We start from the raw sequence: 17,492 nt of genomic DNA, 5'->3' as shown, positions 1-17,492 counted from the left end.
CTGTGTAGCCGACGCCGTTCGTGGCCGAAGCAAAAATCGTTGGCCAGCCAACGATTATACAACGAGAGCTCACGTGGAATGAAGAAGGAAGGCGTTTGCGGCATGGATACCGCAACTCAGCGGCCAGACTTTGTGGGACGCCCACTCCTTCGTGCTCGTGCTCGTGCTCGTACTCAGTCCGCAGGACGGTACTCGTACTCGCCGCCCAGCGAAGTGGACAACGCCGCCCCCGCTGTAATCGAGTAGGAGTACGAGTACCGCTTCGCTGAGTACGAGTACGATGTGCGGGAGGCTTGCTTGTCGTGTGTATTATCCCAGCATGTTGGATTACACTTGCTCGTAACGTTTAATTTAATAGGGACGTCGATTCGATTACTGACAGATACGGTTCGATCAATATCATCTCTTCGGGTTGTTCGCGTCCCAATGCCACTAAAACCGTCAGCAATACTTTCGACGTCCCCACACGCGGAGAGCGAGATGTTTGCTACAAACGTGAACATGGAAACTCCACCGATGGAAATCGGGCCAACCGCAAAGACACTGAGAGACGAAAAACACTAGGGGATAAAACAGCTGCCTATTCCGACTAAGCCGGACGACCACTCGCTCTAATCCTTGCTGCCGATACCACCGTGTGGCAATGAGACTCCCCACTTCTGACAAACGAGTCCTGCGGCGGTCTATCGAAGTGGAAGTGTCAATTGAGCCGCCACCTTCCCCAAAGCGGCTCACCTTGAACATGGGTTTGGGATCAGGCTCGTCCCTCGCTGACCCCGAACCCTAAGAAGTTGGGCGTCCCGGTCCACTACCAGTCCCCGCTGAGCCTCGCGACCATTTCATCTGAGAGTTGAGCGCAAATCGGGGCGAAGTCATCGGGCCGAACACGGGCAACGACAGCCGAAACATCTTGGGCCGCATCGGTTTTGGTGAAAGTCCACCATCTGTCAAAGAACTCCGAGGTCAGCGGGGCGTTACCGCCGAAAAAAGTGCTCGTTGTATTCTTGTCGCATGTCGCAAAGGAACAGGAGCTTGATCGACAACTCGTGCTGGTCGCTGTGGATGATGCGGTTCGAGATATGCTCAGGATTCCGATAGACGTATGGATCGATGAAGAGCAGGTCCGCGAAATCCGGATCAATGTCGGGGCAATCGTAAATCTCGCGTTTCGCCTGAATCACGTAGTAGAAGGTGTGGCGAAATGACATCTACGGCCGCACAACGGAAGGTTTTTACGACACCGCCCTAAACGAAGCGAACGATGCTGAACCACCGGAAATTGTACCAAGGCCAGCCCGCGTTGACAAAGTTGGAAGGTGTGCTGAAGGCCTAGCGTAAAAACCATGTTGGCCGCACGCTACGTGAAGGTCAATGTGCGGACGATCGCCTCGAATGCAGATCGCCAGCGTCCGAATAGTTCAGGGTGTGCTTTGAATTGGAATTGATAAGCAGAATCGCCGAATACGATGAAATATGAAATCGCGGTTAGCGTGAATCCAGTTTGTGACGACGTAAATTCATGCCACGCGACCTCGTAGCCATCGCAGGAAAACGAGCCGGTACCGTGCCCTACGTAGTCTGCGACACCGGTTTGCAGAAAAGCAACGTTGCCGACCATGTAGGAAGCAGGATCGGAAGCCCCGTTCGATTCACGCGCCACCAAGAGTTGTGGCTGAATCTCGTTTTCGTCTTCCTCCGGTGCGGCAGCAACGAAGAGATCATCGTTTCCACCATCCCAAATGTCCCAATCTTCCGGGATGTCGAGGCGAACCGAGTTGTCGGATGTCGAGTGACGCATGACTAGGAGCGGACAACGGAAGTTTTTTACGACACCGACACTACCAACGCGAAGATGTTCTGAACTGAATTTGATTGTAGAATAAGAACGAGGCCTGCACCACATCGTAGGTGTGCCCGAATGGCCTCCGCGTAAAAACCATGTTGTGTGACCCGGCAGCCCCGGATGGAGGTCTCCATGAATGTACAGCTCAGTCCCGACGCGATGCAATTTGTAGAGGGTTTGGTAGCATCAGGACAATTTGAATCAGCTGAAGCAGCCGTTGCGGCAGGAGTGCAATTATTAAAGAGTCAGCAACAGTTGAGGGCGGAAATACAGAAGGGAATTGATGAACTAGATGCCGGTCAGGGAATCGACGGGGAGATTGTGTTTGCGGAGTTGCGTGAGCGCGCGAAGAAGGCTATGGAGTCTGCTGAATAATGGCCAGGTTGATCGTCGCACCGTCCGCACAGCAGGATTTGTCAGACATCTACGATTACATCGCACGCGACAAGCCCATCGCCGCCGCAAATTGGGTCGAAAAGATCGAAGAGAAGTGCAAGCTTATTGCGGCAACGCCAGAGTTGGGCGAACGACGACCTGAGTACGGCGCGGACATCCGCAGCAGCGTTGTTGGTCGCTACGTGATTTTCTTTAGGCCAATCGAGAACGGTATCGAAGTCGCACGCGTGATCGCTGGAGATCGCGACATCCGTTCACTCTAGGGGCACACAACGGAAGGGTTTTACGACACCGCCGCTACCAACGCGAAGGTGTTCTGAACTGCGATTGATTGTATAATGGTGACGAGGCTTGCACCACATCGAAGGTGTGCCCGCAGGGCCTCTGCGTAAACCCCATGTTATGTGCCCGGCCCATTAGAGTGAATCCATGAATTTAAACCTCCCAAGCGAAGTCAATGATTTCGTGAAAGGTCTTGTTGCCCAAGGAAGATATAGTTCCGAGGAAGATGCCATTGTTGAGGGTATCAAGCTTCTGATGGGGCGAGAGCAATTGCGTGGCGAGATTCAAAAAGGCGTTAAGCAATTGGATGCGGGTGAATTCTACGACGAAGAAACCGTCTTTAACGAGATCAACGCGGAAATTGACAGGGTAGAAGCCGAACAGCAAGGAAGCTGAGAACATGCCGAGACTTCGGTATTCTGCAGAATCGAAAGAAGACCTCAAGCAGATCGCTCGCTTCATTGCCCGCGATAAACCAGACGCGGCCCGTCAATGGGTTCAAAAGCTGCGCGAGAAGTGTCGGTTGGTAGCCAAGCATCCAGACGTCGGTGATGCGCGTCCGGAAATTGGCGACGGGATTCGATCCACGTACGTTGGCAGCTACGTGATTTTCTTCCGCCGGGCCGAAGTATTCCTTGAGATCGTCCGAGTTATTCGAGGCGACGTTGACGAACCCGAAATCGAGGTCACATAACGGAAGGTTTTTACGACACCGCCCTAAACGAAGCGAACGATGTCTGAACTACGAGAGATTCTACCACCAGAGGAAGGCTTGAACAAACGACAGCGGTGTGCCGAAGGCCTAGCGTAAAAACCATGTTGTGCGCCCTATTTCAGGTCATTCAGTGCATCGTCCAGGTGGGGGAAGTCAAACGCAAATCCCGATTCAATAAGCCGTTTCGGTATGACATACCGACCGTAAAGGGCCAGTTCTGGATCGGTCCGGAGAATCCAGCGGGCGCCAAAGCGCACCATGAGTTCTGAAGCTGGCAATCCAATCGGCATTCGCAACGATCGACGCAACGACCGCATGAATGCGAGCTGCGAAACAGGATTGGGGGCACTTGCGATGTATGCACCCTCCATCGACGAGTCGAGAATCGCACGCTCGAAAATTCGATTCATGTCTCGTTCGTGTAGCCAGCTCATGCCTTGCTTGCCTGAGCCAACTTTGCCGCCCAAACCTAAGCGGGCAATCGTACGAAGTCGAGACAAGGCACCGCCTCCAGCGCCACGGTTTCGGCCGACAACGAAACTTGTCCGCAGCACAACGCCGCGTTGCTCGGAAAGTAGCGAGTGCGCAAATTCGGCTTCCCATGCCCGACCGACATCCGGAGCCAGCCCGTATCCGAATGGGGAGGACTCAGTACAGATCAACGCCGGAGGGTCGCCGTAGATGTGCGCGGTACTCATTTGAACCCAAACAGATGGTGGCGCTGCCGCAGCCTTCATGGCTTGCCCCAGTACCCGTGTGGATTCGACGCGTGACCTAAGGATTTCGTCGCAATGGTCGGGTGTCTTTACACAATCCACTGATCGGCCAACCAGATTTACAACGGCGTCAGCGCCATCGAGAGCGGCTTGCCAAGGCCCCAGTGTTCGTGCGTCCCATTCAACGAAATCCCATTGGCCTTTGGCTTCAGGTCGGTTTCGCGATAGAAGTGTGACTTTAAAGTTGGATTTAGCGAGGTGGTAGGCAAGAGAAACACCAAGGAAGCCGCTACCTCCAGCGATGACGACTGATTTTTCGTTCATTGTGATACGCGAAGACTAGGAGCGATCAGTTCTCTGAAGTTTAAACCGCGTTTAAAAGTAAGAGTTAACAGGAAGCTCCTGCGAGGGCGGAAAACCGAGAAGTAGCCGCAGGTCGCACAACGGAAGGATTTTACGACACCGCCCTGAACGAAGCGGACAATGCCTGAACTACGAGAAATTGTACCAAGGCCAAGGCCAAGGCCCGATGCCAAAGGACGAAGGTGTGCCGAAGGCCTAGCGTAAAAACCATGTTGTGCGGCGAGGAATCGCCATTCAGCGTGATTCATTCGAGACGAAACGGTAAAACGAATCCCATCCCGGTGGTTCAGGATGGCAGTCTTCGTAAGCATGGCGTTCATCGCGAGGCAGCGAAATATACCAAGCGGTCCATTCGTTGCAGTACGCGTTCCAATCGTCGGGACGTGGGTACATTTCCGGTGTGACATCGGGAAATGCGATCCACAATGGAGTTTTCCAAAGATCTCGATTGTAAGACGTTGCAACCATCGTTGAAGTTCGTCCGCACAACGGAAGGTTTTTACGTCACCGCCATGAACGAAGCGAACGATGCTTGAACTCTAAAGATTGTACCAAGGCCATGGCCCGTTGCCAAAGAGCCAAGGTGTGCCGAAGGCCTAGCGTAAAAACCATGTTGGCCGACTCAAGAATCGCGATTACGGAATGCCTCGTGAAATGCAGCCACCTTGGCATCATATTCCGGTTTCTGTCGACGAATAGATACCAGTGCGTCATCGAAAGATTTAACCGCGTGCAGCTTGTATTCGTCAGGATCAAGAGTTTGAAGTGCATTGCGACAGCTATCGCCAACAATCACGGCAAGCGGTCGTTGGGCGCGGAAAGTTTGCTGGTAACCGATGCTCCAGAGCCAGCTCATTTCGTCGCCCCAATTGTATTTGAGGTCAGTCAGGTCAACGATGAAAGCCTCGGAACACCAAGCAGTATCGAGCGCGGCGATTGCAGCGGTGATGTAAAGCGCATCCGGTTTGCCTTCAGCGCCAGGGCGATACTCGCCGTGGAAAGCGACGTGCAAAAATTCAGGCTGGGAGAAGCGTTCATGCGGCGGAAGCGACGCCGAGTGTCGGATACCGCTGAGCGTTTCGAGGCTGATGGGTTGAAGTTCCATAACGCCTGAGTCGGCCAACGTAGTTATGTACGACAACGTGTCGTACTTTAGGGGTACGAGGCTCCACGGTGGAGGCTCGTTAAACGGGACTGCAGATTTTAGTCGTTTTTTACACTTGAGGTACAGCTCGTTGCTGCAAAAGATTTCGGTTTATCGTAGTCGTTTTGTATTCGGGCGTGCCAAATGTGCGTAGGCTTAGCGACGCTCCTGGCGGATTCGATGTTTTTCACTGAAGATTTTTCCGGGTGACGCCCCGTTTGCCGCGGGTTACTCCGGCTGGCGCCTGGCGAGTTTCAAGTAGCGGCAGGTGATTTGTGTTTGCAACATTTTGAAAAACTCGGCGGTGGCGAATCGCTCTCGCTGCTCTCGTGTGAGCCAGAGGAGTGAATCACTCCACTGCTCTTCGGGCGGAATCGATAGCGTCACAAATCCTGGCCGTTCCATCGTCGCGGTGATGCCGGTGAAATAGATCGGACGATCTCGGTTTTGCACGCCGATCGTCACCCGACTCGACAATAATTCGCCTGCCCGAGAGCTTTTTGAATTCGGCGAATATCACAGCCATTCTCATAGCTGTGCGTGGCGAAGCCGAGCGTGATCTCGCGAAAACACATCTTGTCGAAGACAGTGCGAATGACCGGCAAGCTGATCGTTTTAGTTCTTGCCGGATGATTCGTATATACTCAGTTTCCGTCACTTAGGACGGACGATTGATTTTCCATTGGCAAAACCTCGCAAGCCCTCCGTAGGTGCACGGCCTGGTTTTGGCTCCCTGCCTTCCTCGTACTTGTACTCGTACTCAGCATTGCGGTACTCGTACTCGAGTGCGGTATCGTATTCGGCCCCAGACTCAGCCACGACATCGGATCGTGCAATCAACCGCGTCAACATCAATACGATCCGGTGCAGTATTTGCTTCACTTGGCGATGGCACTGATCGTTCATTCCATCGGTCGCCGCAAGAACGTCTTGGATCGCGACGCACTCTAACGCCGAGCCACGTGCAATGTCGAGAAAGCGACTGCGATCTTTGAGGCTGCGTTTCCCGTTACCTTCGGCGATGTTTAGCGGAATCGACTGGGCCGCGCGAAGCCATTGGTCGCGTGCGTGACGATGGCAACCGCTGCGCATGGGAACCGTGGCTAGCCCCAAAACGCAACGCTGTGAAGCATTTTGTAGCGGAACTCGTCAAGAGTTTCGTGGGTCACGCGTCGTGGAACGAAAGTCTTGACGACTTCCGCTACGCTAAAAACGCCACAAGCGTTATAGGTAAAAATGCTTCACAGTGATCCCCAATGCGGCTGACATACCGACTGGTGTCGAACGCTTGCTCGAACACAGCCTAAAACCTGAACTCCCGGGGGGCCGCATCGCAGGCAAATGCATGCTGCGGAGCAGAAGTAAAGTGATTTAAGGGTAAGATGAGTATTCTGAGCGTCTGCGTTTTTGCGTGCGGGGACTCGTGGCCTCGTCCACGGCGTCGCTTGCCGGGACTCGTGGCCTCGTCCACTACGTCGCGAGCGGGTGGAGCGGCATTGCTAGCAATGCGTTGAAGGGCGGTGTGGCGGCTTCGACTTGGTGGGCGCATCTATGAGGCAACACAAATAACGAAGGATTCGTATTGCGTTGATGGCTAAGAATGCATTATCAGCCAATTGCAATGCATTTTTTACTCACCCCAAATCAATTCATTGGGAGCGTACCATGTCACATCTTTGGATCGACCCGAACAGCTGTGAATCTTTAGCGATTCTTGTCGAATCTGTGGCATCAGTCCTGTTGACGCAAAATCCGGCCCCGATTTGCTTGGAAGTCGACATTGATTCGTCCATCAAACTGCCCGCCAATCCGAACCAGACGGTCGACTTGATCCGCAGCATGGTGATTCAAGCGGTCGCAGAAATGACCGACGGTGGCGAGTTGACGATTACCGCCGTCGATGCCCCTGGTGGACTGGAACTCGAAGTCGCCGATACCGGACGAGCGGTCGAGCTGCGTGAAACTCGGATTCCGTTTGCGGTGGCGGCGGTAGGTGCCCGTATCCATTGGCAGAATTGTCCTCAAGGGGGTGCGGCCGCGACAGTCGTGTTCCGTCCCGAACAAGGAGCTGCCCGCATCGCAGCGTAAACCATGCTTGGCCTTTTCAAATCCACCACGATTCCCGCGCTCGAGCAATCGTTGACGTTCTCTGAACGTCGCCACGAATTGCTAGCCGGCAATATCGCCAACCTTGATACGCCCGGTTACCGATCGCGTGACTTGGACGAATCGGAGTTTCAAAACGCGCTTGCCGAATCGATCCAAGACGCCCGACGCACTCGCCCCACCGACTCGATCGGTGCGGTCACCCGTGACGACATTTACGCAGGTCCGCGTGCAGCGTCTGAGCAGGTCGTTTTCCACGACGGCAGCGACGTGTCACTGGAAGGCCAGATTACTGAAGTCGCCAAGAACCAACACCTCCACGGACTCGCCATCACGACGATGCGAAGCCAGTTTTCGCTGCTGCGAGCCGCGATCACCGAACGTGCTTAGGTCCCCGACCGACGCTCGACTGTTTCACTACCTCATTAACAAAGGATCCCGAGCATCATGATACGATCCATCGACATCAGCACGTCGGCCTTGGTCGCACAGCGAACTCGACTCAATGCAATCTCGGGAAACATCGCCAATATGTCGTCGTTGACCGACGAAAACGGCGAAGCCAATCCCTATCGTGCTCGCGAAGTGGTTTTTCAAACCGACGACTCGCTGACGACATCGGGTGCATCGGGTGTCAAAGTGGCTGAGATCAAAACGAGTGAGGCGGATCACCGCTATCGCTACCAACCCAACCATCCCTTGGCTATCAAAGAGGGTGAGTGGAAAGGCTACGTGGCTTATCCCAACATCGACATGACGACGCAGATGGTTGACGCGATGGAAACCACCCGAGCCTACGAGGCGAACGTCGGCGTGATGGAGATTTCCAAGAACTTAAGTCGCGAGACATTGACGATCCTCGCTTAACCGATCGCCTCATCGCTCGCTTCGGATGTTTGCGAATGCAACACTAAATCATGAAACCGATTTCGACCATCGCACCGCCGCCACGCCCGGCCAACCCGTTTTCGACGATCCCCTCGTCGAAATCCGAGGGTGCTGCGAATGTGCCGACCTCGGGAATCGATTCGTTTGCCAAACTGTTGTCCAACCAAGTCAACAACGTCAACTCGATGCAGAACAACGCGGATGGCATGGTCCATTCACTGTTGACTGGCGGTGACGTGAACGAAGCCGAAGTGTTGACGGCAGTCCAAAAGGCCGATCTCGCCTTTCGAATGTTGCTGCAAGTTCGCAATAAATTGATGGAAGCTTATCGCGAAGTTCAACAAATCCAAATTTAAGCCCCCCGGAAACATTCTCCGGACAACTCCACCCCCAAAATCTCTCATTCTAAATCGACTTCTTTCGTAGACCATGAACCTCTTTACACAGTCCGCTGAACAGATACGCGAAACATTCAAAGCGATGCCGATGCAATCGCGAATGATCACGCTGCTGTTGGTCGCTGCGATCGCGATTGGATTGGCGTTTCTGGTTCGTGGCAGTGGCACGACCAACCACGAAGTCTTGTTCGGCGGCCGTGTGCTTGGCGAACAAGAACTCGACTCGGTGGAATTGGCGTTCAGTGCTGCGGGGCTGAACGATTGGGAACGCGAAGGGCGGCGAATTCGCATCCCGAAAGCGGAGCGTGCTGCCTATTTGGCTGCGTTACATGAATCGGCAACGCTACCGATTTCGCTGCGTAGCAATGTGCAATCGGCGATCGAAAGCAATAGCGCATTCGATTCGAGCGAACAACGCAATTCGCGGGAAATGCACGCCAAAGAACAGGATTTGGGCAGCAAAATTGCGGCGTTTATGGATGTCAAATGGGCCAGTGTCGAGTACGACCGCGGCGAGCGATTTGGGCTCAGCCGATCACGCCCCCAATCCGCCAGCGTGGTGGTCGCCCCCGAAGGCACCGATCCGCTTCCGCGACAACGCATTCAGATGATCAAAGATTTGATTCGCGGTTCGTTCGCCGGCATGACTAGCGACGATGTCGTCGTGATCGATACCAATTCGTCGGGCATTTCCGATTTCAACGACGACAGCGATCCATTGGCGAACAAACGGCGGGAAGAGGAAGCACGCTACGAACAGAAGGTACGCAAACAGCTCGGCGGCTATGGGCCGGATGTCCGGATCGCGGTGTATGCTGAAATCGATCCAACGATGGACGTTCAAAAGACAGTGCTTAAATATGATCCCGAACGAACCACGTTGACCGATCGATCGAAAAAAATCGATTCGCAAAGCAACCGGCCGCTGAATCAAGGAGTACCGGGAACGGTCCCCAACGCGATCGGCAACCGTGCTGCCAGTATCGAGGAAAACTCGCAGACGACTCGCTTGAAAGAGGACGAACGTGAAAGCAGCGGCGTGGCGGGCCAACAATACGAAAACTCGCGAGTCGCTTCGCTGCAGGTCAAACGCGTTCGTGTGTCGATCAGTCTGCCGCAAAGCTATTACCAACATGTGTGGGCACAAAACAACCTGCGTGACAATCCGGATATGAAGCCATCGGAAATCCCTCCGATGCGAACTGCCGATCTTGAAAAGTTGCGACTGGATGTGAAGAGCAACATTCAAAAAGCGGTCACCCCGCTGCTGCCCGAAGTCAATGCGGGAGAGAGCAAGATCGAGTTGGTCGAAGTGACCGACTACCTCAATTTGCCGGAACCCGAGACGCCGGAACCGGAAACGGCCAAGATCGCGATGACTTGGCTCGCGCAATCTTGGCAGACGATCGCCTTGATTGTTTTGGCTGTTGTCGCATTGATGGTCGCTCGCGGTGCGATCCGCGGATCGGGTGATGGAGTGCCCAAGGACTTCAATGAAGGATTTGGTCTGGAATTGCCAACGCCGCCTGCGGAAGAAGAGATCGAAGAGAAACGCGTCGAAGCGATGGAAATCACCGGCGGGACGCTCAAAGATGAATTGGCTAGCATCGTCGAAGACAACCCCGAAGTCGCCGCCAACGTGATTCGCAACTGGGTCGGCGCGGCATAAACGTGGGTTAAACTTCCCGCCTGTCATCCGCACTCGATCGATCGATTAGACGACCTTTGCCCAATACAATCTGGTTCGATGATGTTCCAGTAGTGGGATTCGCCAGAATTCCTGGATTCGCCGTTGAAGCACCAGGAACTCTGGCGAGTTCCACTACGAAAGTGGATGGCATAGGGCGTTAGTGAGATTCACACGAAGGTTTCGATTCGTTGGAGGGAAGTTTGACGAAAGTCTTGGCAACTTTCGCTAACGACGACCCTCTGGAGGCCTAGCCTACGATCGAATCCGCTCTTTCATGCATCGGGCACTTTGCTTACAAGTAGATTCGGCGTGAAGGATCACGCCAAAGCCGATGGAGAAATGGATTCACGTCGGAGCCTATTGCAGGGGCGTTTTGCAAAGGAGTGCACGCAATGAATGCTGCTCATCAATCAGGAGCTAATCGAGAAGCCTCGTTGCGGCGAGTTGCGATCGTGTTGAGTAGCTTGCCGAGCCCGGTTGCGGCAACGCTGTTAAACAGTTTCGACGACGCAATGAAACGATCGCTGCGGCGAACCATGACCTCGCTCTCGGACGTCGATCCGCTCGAACGTCAACGGGCGCTGCAAGCGTTCAAAGGGTCGCTCGAGTCTCAGCAACAGCGTCCACCAAGTTCGAGTGACAGCGGGCAAGATGAAATTCAGTTGCAAGCAAACGCAATCGATCCCAACTCGTCCGCCGGAAGCTCGGTGATGAAGCACGACCGCGACAACGCGGCAAACCGCTCCTCTGAATCGATCCCGCACACCCATACCGCACTCTCATTTTTGGGAGACACCGAAGACGAGGTGCTGGTCACGGTCATTGATGGTGAACACCCACAAGCGATCGCGTTGGTATTGGCATCGATCTCGCCGGCCCAAGCGGCCCGTATCCTGCCGCAGCTCGATACGACTGTTCAAAAGGATGCCTTGAGCCGGATCGGTCGGCTGAACGACGTTCCCGAAGAAGCGGTCCAAGAACTTGCCTCGCACTTGCGAAATCGCGTCCAACAGTGTCTCAGCAAGCAGCAGCAACGGGCTTCGCAATCCACCGGCCAACGCGCACTGAGCGCCATCCTGGCGGCTATGCCACAGCCAAAGTCCGAGACCAATACGATCTCGCATCCGGTCACCGAGAAACGGGCCGCGGTGCCAACCAATCGCATCGCGGACGTCGCTGATTCCGATCCAGCAAACGCACAAGTCCATTCGCTTCGCATCGCTCCGGAAACCAAGTCCAATTCGGCAAATGATCGTGGTGCGGCCAAAGCAACGTCTCACAAACCGCAAAGCACTTCACTTTCCACGGATTCGATTCATCAACATTTGCTCTCGCTGACGCCGCTGGATTTATGCCAAGCGCTCGGAAAAGTCGGCACACGGCAAGCGATGTTGACGCTTTGCGGGCTTCCCAACCCCACGGCCGAAGCCGCTCTTCGAGTGCTGCCTAAGGCGTACGCCAAGCAAGTTCGCAGCCAAATGAACACGCTCGGTTCGCTTGAACTACGCGAGATTGATGAAGCGAAATCGGCTGTCGCGGCCGCGTCGATGAAGCTGAACGCTGCCACATCGACTGAAAAACCGACCGCGATGGCGGCGTAACCTCGCCACGCCGCAAACGAATCTTAGGAACCTTGTCATGGCCATTGTTTTAAAATCAGAACGTCCGTCGGATCCAACGAATGCCGCACGTAGCGTCACCGGTTTAGCAGGCTTCAACTTGGACGACCTTGCCGACGCCGGTCGCAGCCGTATCGACGAATGTCGAAAACAAGTTGCCGCAATGTTGGAACAAGCCAAGAAAGACGCGGAACTGATTCGCAAACAAGCGCACGAACAGGGCTATCAAGACGGGCTGGCCAAGGCCGCGATCGATTCAGACAAAAAGATCAAAGCACAAGCCGAAACCCTGGCGGCCGATTCGCTAAAAATCATCCATAACGCGGTCGAGCATTTGCACCGAATCCACGAGGATTGGATGCAACAATACGCTGAATCGTTGACTTCGATCGCGATTGCGGCCGCAGAAAAAGTAATCCGCCGCCAACTTGCGCGCGACGAAACCATCCTGGTCCGCTGGGCCGAAGAGGCACTGCGAAGCACGCGATCGGCGACCCGGTTGATCTTGGCCGTCCATCCCGAAACGCTGGTCAACCTGGGCCAAGTCTTTGACGAACTGCTGGCGTCACCCGATCTGCCGGAGCAAACCATGGTGGAACCCGATGAAACGGTCGCGTTGGATGCGGTCGTCGTGCGGCAACCCGGCGGCGAGATCCGCGCGGGACTCGACGAACAACTGCTGCGGTTACAGGAGTTACTGGCATGAGTGCGGCAACGTTCAAATACAAAATCAATCCGCCCAAGATTCAGCAAGCCGAAACCGCGTCGCGAATCATTCAACAAGCGATGACCCATCACATCACTGGCCGGATTGCGGCGGTGCGAGGTGACGCCATCGAATTGGAAGGGATGACGGCGCCGATCGGTGCGATCTGCGAAGTTTGCCCCGACTCGCCGAACAGTCGGCTCGCACGCGTGATCGGATTCCAAGGCGTACGGCCGATCATCGCGCCGCTAGAGACGATGGCTCCGATCGCTGCAGGTGACAAAGTGCGATTGGTCGGTGGGTCAATGAATCTACGAGCCGGCGCATCGCTGTGTGGCCGCGTCATTGACGCATTGGGACGTCCGATCGACGGCAAACCGCTTCCCGATGACTTGACACCGGTCGACAGCACGCGGATGGCGCCGGAATCACTCGATCGTCCTCCGATCGACGCTCCGCTGCAAACCGGAGTACGAGCAATCGACAGCATGTTGACGTGTGGCAACGGACAACGGCTGGGCATTTTTGCTGGCTCGGGTGTTGGCAAAAGCACTCTGCTAGGCATGTTGGCGCGTGGATCAAGTGCCGATCGCATTGTGATTTGTATGGTCGGCGAGCGAGGTCGCGAAGTCCAAGAATTTATTCAACGCAGCCTGGGCGAACAGGGACTGCGGCGCAGCGTCGTAGTAGTCGCGACGAGCGATCGCCCGGCGGCACAGCGAATCGCGGCGACGTGGACCGCAACCGCGATCGCCGAATCGTTTCGCGACGAAGGCAAGAACGTGTTGCTGCTGATGGACTCGGTCACCCGTTTGGCGATGGCGCAGCGTGAACTGGGACTAGCATCGGGCGAACCGCCCACCACACGCGGCTATCCGCCTAGCGTTTTCAATCTGTTGCCTCAGGTCGTCGAGAGGGCAGGGCGGACGACGCTGGGATCGATCACCGCGTTTTACACCGTGTTGGTCGAAGGCGACGACAACAATGAACCCATCGCCGATACGCTGCGTGGATTGCTCGATGGCCACATCGTGCTGAGCCGAGACCTAGCAGCGCAAGCCCAATGGCCGCCGATCGATGTGCTGCAGAGTCTAAGCCGATTGCAAAGCCACCTCGTTTCGCCAGCCACACTCAGTGCCGCCAGCGAAGTACGACGCTACTTGAGCGACTACAAAAAGAACGCCGACTTGATCTCGATCGGAGCCTATCGCAATGGAAGTGACCCAAATGTCGACCGAGCCATTTCAATGCGTGAACCGCTAAAACGATTCCTCTCGCAAGACGCTAAAGAAATTGCCCCGATGGAACAGTCGCTGGCAGTACTGGAAGGCTTGATCGCTGCACAATCGCCTATCGCACCACCCGCCGCGGCGTCACCCCAAGGGCAACCCCCAAAACCAAATCCGCAGCCCGCAGCGGCGTCGCCGACGCGTTAGGAGAAAGAACAAACTGCCGGGCCGTTGGCCCTACTGTTTTGTATCCGTTCATTACCCAGGCCGTTGGCCTGGGCTAGGCAAACGATTGGGCCTTTGGCCCGAAAACCTCGCTCGTGCAGAGGGACTGTGACGGATGACAGATGACGGATGACAGGCTAGAAGCCTATCCCACTTTTATTGACCGCCTGGAAGCCTATTTCCTATGAAGTATGAATTTCGCTTTGAATCGATCCTCGACCTTCGTCAACGTGAGCGTGACGAAATGGGGGGACTCGTGGGCGAAGCGAATCTGGCGATCGCCAAGATCGAGCAACAAATCCAAGAAATCGAACAAGAACGACAAACTCTGCGAAACGAGGACGCTCAATCGCGACTTGGCGACGTCGCCGTGGATCGCTTGCTCACTCGAGGTCGCTTTGACTTGCAACTGCAGGCTGAAATCAACGGCCTGGTTCAAACCCGAACCAAGCTCGAAGAGGAACTAGAGCGGCGACAACAACGACTTCGCGATGCGGAAACCGAAGTCAAAAAGTTCCAGCGTATGAAAGAAATCGACCGCAACCAATTTCGACAAGAAATGAACCGCCGCGAACAAATCGAGATCGACGAAATGAACAATCGCCGGTTCGCCATCGCTAGCCAAAAATTGCGTGACACCCATCTCAGCTAGCAGCCACCGTAATCCGAAATGCCATCGATGAATCATGATCAATAAACTCACCTCCGCCTTCACCGTCTTTTGTATCGGCACGGTGCTGACCCAAATGATCTTGTTTGGCTACTTCTTGACGCAAGGGTCAATCAACGGTGACACGATGACCAAAATCGTTGCGCTTCTCAATGGCATCGATATCTCGGGGGATCGGCTACAACAGATCCTGGCTCAAAGCGAAGACCGTGAACAACCCGACTTTGAAGAGATATTGCAAGCAAGGAAAATGGAAAGCTTGGAAATGGACATGCGGTTGCGAAGTCAGGATCAATACCGAGATGAGCTGAGCCAGATGGAAGCAAGCCTGCGAGAAAAAACAAAATTTTTCGATGAACGTCGCGAAGCCTTCAATGACAAGCTTGCGAAGATGGAGAAGGGAGCGAAGGACAAAGGATTGCTAGAAGTGCAAAAAACGCTGCAATCGCTCGATGCAGTGCAAGCAAAGGAGCAACTTTTGAGAATATATGACGATGAAAGAGTTGATGAGGTCGTCAATATTGTTCAAGCCATGCCCATCGATAAACGAAAAGATATATTGGCGGAGTTTGTTCAGCCGTCCGAAGCGGACAAACTCGCCGAGATCCTACGCCGCATCGGCGAAGGGTATCCAACCACGTCCCTGATCAGTCAGGCAGGCGGCGAGTAGCGTTCTTGCTAGCGGTTTCACTAGCGGCGCCGATTCGCTACTAGGGAGGCCTCGAAGATGAGCGAGTCGCAAACGACATCCAGCACCGCCAGCGCACGCAGTTCCACGCAGAGTCGTTTGCGTTCCTTTAGTACTCAGCTGCAATCGATCGATCCGTCCAACGGAATCATCGATGCCTTTGCAGATATCTTTGCTCAGATCGCAGCGATTGAGTCGCCCCAGAACCCTACCAGCGTGTCAGCCCCGGCGGAATCAAATACACCGACGGAATCGTCATCCTCAAACAATGACGACGACGATACCCGAGCGGCAGAATCTCGCGATAGCGATGAAGTAAAACCGGATCAGCAGGAAGTCGATCCCAAATTGGCATCGATTGCGATTGCAACCGAGACCGAAACGGAAGCGGAAACCGAAGCGGTCCTGAACGAAGCCGGCGAGGAGGTTCCAATCCTCGCCGAGAGCGAGGCCAGTGACGACACAAACGTCAGTGACACGCAGGCGGTTGTCGCTGCGGCAGTTCAAGTCAACAGCGACGCCAGCGAACCGGGTGACCAGGATCAACGAAGTACGCTCGAGGACGCGGATATCGTCAAGGTCGATCCGACATCTGAGCAGCAACTCAAACAACAGAAATCATCCGACGAGGACGGATCAACGCCATCCTCCACGCTCGTTCGCGTTTCAACCGGCGACCAGGACGCTGCGGAGACGGGCGACGATGCGGCGACAACCACCGAGGCATTGTCGGCCGAAGCATCAGAATCCGATCCCGAATCGAACTCGGGCGACCATCCTCGCGATTCACGCGAACGACGTCGTGACCACTTTGGTCCCGTAGGCGGTGGCGATCGTGCAAACGGCGATCAAGCCAGCGGTGGACACGGCGATCCGGCGGCGCCGCCACGCGGCGGGCAAGCCACTTCGGTCAACGCGTCCGCCACGGCGACGATACCCGTCTCCGATTCAGTTCGCCCCGCGGAAACGACGCTCAACACATCGGGAAACGCAGCCCCGATCGCACAACAGGCGGTCGAGGCGATTGCCAACTCGGCTGCGGCGGCGAGTGCCGGTGCAGCACGCACCACAGGAAGTGGAAACACAGCGACGGCAGCCTCCACAAACAGTACACCTCGAGAAAGCAGCGGATCCGTCAACGCGACAGGTGCCACTACGACGACCGCCGATGCGTCGACAAAACGTTCAGAGAAGAGCGGTGCTTCCTCGACGACCGATTTGATCTCGCGTGCCAAGTTGATCCAGCGCGTCAGTCGCGCCTTCCAACATCTCGGCCCCGATGGCGGCAATGTTCGGTTGCGTTTGGCACCTGCCGAATTGGGTACGGTTCGCTTGGAAATGCAGATCAAATCCAACAAGATGCAAACGCGAGTGGTCGCCGAAACCGAAGCTGCCGCAGCGGCTTTGCGTGAGAACCTTCCTGAGCTGCGAGCACGCTTGCAATCGCAAGGAATGCAGATTGAGCAGTTGTCGGTCGAGGTGGAGAAAGATCCTCAATCAGGCGAGCGCTCCTTTAGCGGGCACCAATCGGGATCCGAACAGGGCGGGGCAGGGTACTCGAGCAATCGCTGGCAATCACCCCGCCAACCGCCTCGACAAAGCCCCACTCGCGATCTCGTGGCATCGTCGGCTGACAACCAGATCAACACGCCGCAAATCGCTTCGAGAAGCGCTGGCGTGGATGTGAAGCTGTAGAAGGCCGCGTCGTTTGACGCGTTTCACCTCCCCTTCGGGGAGGTCTGAGTTGGCGGTAGCCGGCTCTGGGTGGGGTTCGCCGAGTTAGAAATGGAACGTGCAAGCAGCGTTTCACCAGC

General features: G+C 55.2%; 23 protein-coding genes. 16 read left to right on the top strand and 7 right to left on the bottom strand.

Annotated features, from left to right (window positions below):
• On the top strand, positions 1–246 hold a 246-nt coding region (locus RMSM_RS40715), incomplete at its 5' end, for a hypothetical protein (RefSeq protein ID WP_236622025.1).
• A gap of 728 nt (positions 247–974) precedes the next feature.
• Here the strand turns inward: RMSM_RS40715 and RMSM_RS39605 are convergent.
• The gene (locus tag RMSM_RS39605) at positions 975–1,208 is read right to left on the bottom strand and encodes a hypothetical protein (RefSeq protein WP_008693104.1); all 234 of its coding nucleotides are present in this window, start codon (positions 1,206–1,208) and stop codon (positions 975–977) included.
• Positions 1,209–1,357: 149 nt separating this feature from the next.
• Entirely contained in the window at positions 1,358–1,798 is a 441-nt protein-coding gene (locus tag RMSM_RS06195) for a hypothetical protein (protein WP_008693103.1), read from the bottom strand.
• 177 nt (positions 1,799–1,975) lie between these two features.
• On the opposite strand from RMSM_RS06195, the gene RMSM_RS06190 reads away from it, so the two are divergent.
• The 4 genes from RMSM_RS06190 (at position 1,976) to RMSM_RS06175 (ending at position 3,215) form a co-directional block, all read left to right on the top strand.
• The gene (locus RMSM_RS06190) at positions 1,976–2,218 is read left to right on the top strand and encodes a ribbon-helix-helix domain-containing protein (protein ID WP_008693102.1); all 243 of its coding nucleotides are present in this window, start codon (positions 1,976–1,978) and stop codon (positions 2,216–2,218) included.
• Positions 2,218–2,502, top strand: a complete 285-nt coding sequence (locus tag RMSM_RS06185) for a type II toxin-antitoxin system RelE/ParE family toxin (protein WP_040764357.1) — start codon at positions 2,218–2,220, stop codon at positions 2,500–2,502. The genes RMSM_RS06190 and RMSM_RS06185 overlap by 1 nt, the downstream gene beginning before the upstream one ends.
• Before the next feature lie 166 nt (positions 2,503–2,668).
• On the top strand, positions 2,669–2,917 hold the full coding sequence (locus RMSM_RS06180; RefSeq protein WP_040764356.1) for a ribbon-helix-helix domain-containing protein: 249 nt from the start codon (positions 2,669–2,671) through the stop codon (positions 2,915–2,917).
• A gap of 4 nt (positions 2,918–2,921) precedes the next feature.
• Positions 2,922–3,215: a type II toxin-antitoxin system RelE/ParE family toxin gene (locus tag RMSM_RS06175; RefSeq protein WP_008693099.1), complete on the top strand. Its 294-nt coding sequence runs from the start codon at positions 2,922–2,924 to the stop codon at positions 3,213–3,215.
• A 134-nt stretch (positions 3,216–3,349) separates the two neighbouring features.
• Here RMSM_RS06175 and RMSM_RS06170 read toward each other — a convergent pair whose 3' ends face one another.
• The 5 genes from RMSM_RS06170 to RMSM_RS06150 all read right to left on the bottom strand — a co-directional run bounded on the left by RMSM_RS06170 (position 3,350) and on the right by RMSM_RS06150 (position 6,551).
• A complete protein-coding gene (locus RMSM_RS06170; RefSeq protein WP_008693098.1) occupies positions 3,350–4,276 on the bottom strand; it encodes an epimerase in 927 nt (308 codons plus the stop codon).
• A gap of 273 nt (positions 4,277–4,549) precedes the next feature.
• Positions 4,550–4,783: a hypothetical protein gene (locus RMSM_RS06165; protein WP_144057415.1), complete on the bottom strand. Its 234-nt coding sequence runs from the start codon at positions 4,781–4,783 to the stop codon at positions 4,550–4,552.
• Between the two features lie 154 nt (positions 4,784–4,937).
• Complete coding sequence (locus RMSM_RS06160) at positions 4,938–5,438, bottom strand: hypothetical protein (protein WP_144057414.1); 501 nt, start codon at positions 5,436–5,438, stop codon at positions 4,938–4,940.
• A gap of 249 nt (positions 5,439–5,687) precedes the next feature.
• Positions 5,688–5,912: a hypothetical protein gene (locus RMSM_RS06155; RefSeq protein ID WP_144057413.1), complete on the bottom strand. Its 225-nt coding sequence runs from the start codon at positions 5,910–5,912 to the stop codon at positions 5,688–5,690.
• Between the two features lie 201 nt (positions 5,913–6,113).
• Positions 6,114–6,551 (bottom strand): four helix bundle protein, encoded by a 438-nt coding sequence (locus RMSM_RS06150; protein WP_008693094.1) that lies wholly within the window; start codon positions 6,549–6,551, stop codon positions 6,114–6,116.
• A 573-nt stretch (positions 6,552–7,124) separates the two neighbouring features.
• On the opposite strand from RMSM_RS06150, the gene RMSM_RS06145 reads away from it, so the two are divergent.
• The 11 genes from RMSM_RS06145 (at position 7,125) to RMSM_RS06095 (ending at position 17,373) form a co-directional block, all read left to right on the top strand.
• Complete coding sequence (locus RMSM_RS06145; protein ID WP_008693093.1) at positions 7,125–7,547, top strand: nitrogen regulation protein NR(II); 423 nt, start codon at positions 7,125–7,127, stop codon at positions 7,545–7,547.
• Between the two features lie 3 nt (positions 7,548–7,550).
• A complete protein-coding gene (locus tag RMSM_RS06140; RefSeq protein ID WP_008693092.1) occupies positions 7,551–7,955 on the top strand; it encodes a flagellar basal body rod protein FlgB in 405 nt (134 codons plus the stop codon).
• A gap of 57 nt (positions 7,956–8,012) precedes the next feature.
• The gene (flgC, locus tag RMSM_RS06135; RefSeq protein ID WP_040764355.1) at positions 8,013–8,432 is read left to right on the top strand and encodes a flagellar basal body rod protein FlgC; all 420 of its coding nucleotides are present in this window, start codon (positions 8,013–8,015) and stop codon (positions 8,430–8,432) included.
• A 50-nt stretch (positions 8,433–8,482) separates the two neighbouring features.
• A complete protein-coding gene (gene fliE / locus RMSM_RS06130; RefSeq protein ID WP_008693090.1) occupies positions 8,483–8,809 on the top strand; it encodes a flagellar hook-basal body complex protein FliE in 327 nt (108 codons plus the stop codon).
• A 73-nt stretch (positions 8,810–8,882) separates the two neighbouring features.
• A complete protein-coding gene (locus RMSM_RS06125) occupies positions 8,883–10,520 on the top strand; it encodes a flagellar M-ring protein FliF (protein WP_008693089.1) in 1,638 nt (545 codons plus the stop codon).
• Positions 10,521–10,933: 413 nt separating this feature from the next.
• The gene (locus RMSM_RS06120; RefSeq protein WP_040764353.1) at positions 10,934–12,142 is read left to right on the top strand and encodes a FliG C-terminal domain-containing protein; all 1,209 of its coding nucleotides are present in this window, start codon (positions 10,934–10,936) and stop codon (positions 12,140–12,142) included.
• A 37-nt stretch (positions 12,143–12,179) separates the two neighbouring features.
• Positions 12,180–12,866, top strand: a complete 687-nt coding sequence (locus RMSM_RS06115) for a FliH/SctL family protein (RefSeq protein WP_008693086.1) — start codon at positions 12,180–12,182, stop codon at positions 12,864–12,866.
• Complete coding sequence (locus RMSM_RS06110) at positions 12,863–14,302, top strand: FliI/YscN family ATPase (protein WP_008693085.1); 1,440 nt, start codon at positions 12,863–12,865, stop codon at positions 14,300–14,302. Before RMSM_RS06115 ends, RMSM_RS06110 begins: the two co-directional genes overlap by 4 nt.
• Before the next feature lie 202 nt (positions 14,303–14,504).
• Complete coding sequence (fliJ, locus tag RMSM_RS06105; protein ID WP_008693084.1) at positions 14,505–14,972, top strand: flagellar export protein FliJ; 468 nt, start codon at positions 14,505–14,507, stop codon at positions 14,970–14,972.
• Positions 14,973–15,006: 34 nt separating this feature from the next.
• The gene (locus RMSM_RS06100; RefSeq protein WP_008693083.1) at positions 15,007–15,660 is read left to right on the top strand and encodes a hypothetical protein; all 654 of its coding nucleotides are present in this window, start codon (positions 15,007–15,009) and stop codon (positions 15,658–15,660) included.
• 57 nt (positions 15,661–15,717) lie between these two features.
• The gene (locus tag RMSM_RS06095) at positions 15,718–17,373 is read left to right on the top strand and encodes a flagellar hook-length control protein FliK (RefSeq protein ID WP_008693082.1); all 1,656 of its coding nucleotides are present in this window, start codon (positions 15,718–15,720) and stop codon (positions 17,371–17,373) included.
• Positions 17,374–17,492: the final 119 nt, after the last annotated feature.

It is taken from the genome of Rhodopirellula maiorica SM1, assembly GCF_000346295.1.
GTDB classification, from domain to species: domain Bacteria; phylum Planctomycetota; class Planctomycetia; order Pirellulales; family Pirellulaceae; genus Novipirellula; species Novipirellula maiorica.
Note: the sequence above shows the minus strand (reverse complement) of the source record. Positions and strands in the feature narration are given on the sequence as shown.

What these genes read in the sequence shown, in the direction of transcription:
- RMSM_RS06150 (WP_008693094.1), bottom strand. Translation starts at nt 6,551, where the DNA reads ATGCGCAGCGGTTGCCATCGTCACGCACGCGACCAATGGCTTCGCGCG.
- RMSM_RS06095 (WP_008693082.1), top strand. Translation starts at nt 15,718, where the DNA reads ATGAGCGAGTCGCAAACGACATCCAGCACCGCCAGCGCACGCAGTTCC.
- RMSM_RS06115 (WP_008693086.1), top strand. Translation starts at nt 12,180, where the DNA reads ATGGCCATTGTTTTAAAATCAGAACGTCCGTCGGATCCAACGAATGCC.
- RMSM_RS06100 (WP_008693083.1), top strand. Translation starts at nt 15,007, where the DNA reads ATGATCAATAAACTCACCTCCGCCTTCACCGTCTTTTGTATCGGCACG.
- RMSM_RS06120 (WP_040764353.1), top strand. Translation starts at nt 10,934, where the DNA reads ATGAATGCTGCTCATCAATCAGGAGCTAATCGAGAAGCCTCGTTGCGG.
- RMSM_RS06175 (WP_008693099.1), top strand. Translation starts at nt 2,922, where the DNA reads ATGCCGAGACTTCGGTATTCTGCAGAATCGAAAGAAGACCTCAAGCAG.
- fliE (WP_008693090.1), top strand. Translation starts at nt 8,483, where the DNA reads ATGAAACCGATTTCGACCATCGCACCGCCGCCACGCCCGGCCAACCCG.
- RMSM_RS06110 (WP_008693085.1), top strand. Translation starts at nt 12,863, where the DNA reads ATGAGTGCGGCAACGTTCAAATACAAAATCAATCCGCCCAAGATTCAG.
- RMSM_RS06185 (WP_040764357.1), top strand. Translation starts at nt 2,218, where the DNA reads ATGGCCAGGTTGATCGTCGCACCGTCCGCACAGCAGGATTTGTCAGAC.
- RMSM_RS06170 (WP_008693098.1), bottom strand. Translation starts at nt 4,276, where the DNA reads ATGAACGAAAAATCAGTCGTCATCGCTGGAGGTAGCGGCTTCCTTGGT.
- RMSM_RS06125 (WP_008693089.1), top strand. Translation starts at nt 8,883, where the DNA reads ATGAACCTCTTTACACAGTCCGCTGAACAGATACGCGAAACATTCAAA.
- RMSM_RS39605 (WP_008693104.1), bottom strand. Translation starts at nt 1,208, where the DNA reads ATGTCATTTCGCCACACCTTCTACTACGTGATTCAGGCGAAACGCGAG.
- flgC (WP_040764355.1), top strand. Translation starts at nt 8,013, where the DNA reads ATGATACGATCCATCGACATCAGCACGTCGGCCTTGGTCGCACAGCGA.
- RMSM_RS06165 (WP_144057415.1), bottom strand. Translation starts at nt 4,783, where the DNA reads ATGGTTGCAACGTCTTACAATCGAGATCTTTGGAAAACTCCATTGTGG.
- RMSM_RS06140 (WP_008693092.1), top strand. Translation starts at nt 7,551, where the DNA reads ATGCTTGGCCTTTTCAAATCCACCACGATTCCCGCGCTCGAGCAATCG.
- RMSM_RS06195 (WP_008693103.1), bottom strand. Translation starts at nt 1,798, where the DNA reads ATGCGTCACTCGACATCCGACAACTCGGTTCGCCTCGACATCCCGGAA.
- fliJ (WP_008693084.1), top strand. Translation starts at nt 14,505, where the DNA reads ATGAAGTATGAATTTCGCTTTGAATCGATCCTCGACCTTCGTCAACGT.
- RMSM_RS06180 (WP_040764356.1), top strand. Translation starts at nt 2,669, where the DNA reads ATGAATTTAAACCTCCCAAGCGAAGTCAATGATTTCGTGAAAGGTCTT.
- RMSM_RS06190 (WP_008693102.1), top strand. Translation starts at nt 1,976, where the DNA reads ATGAATGTACAGCTCAGTCCCGACGCGATGCAATTTGTAGAGGGTTTG.
- RMSM_RS06145 (WP_008693093.1), top strand. Translation starts at nt 7,125, where the DNA reads ATGTCACATCTTTGGATCGACCCGAACAGCTGTGAATCTTTAGCGATT.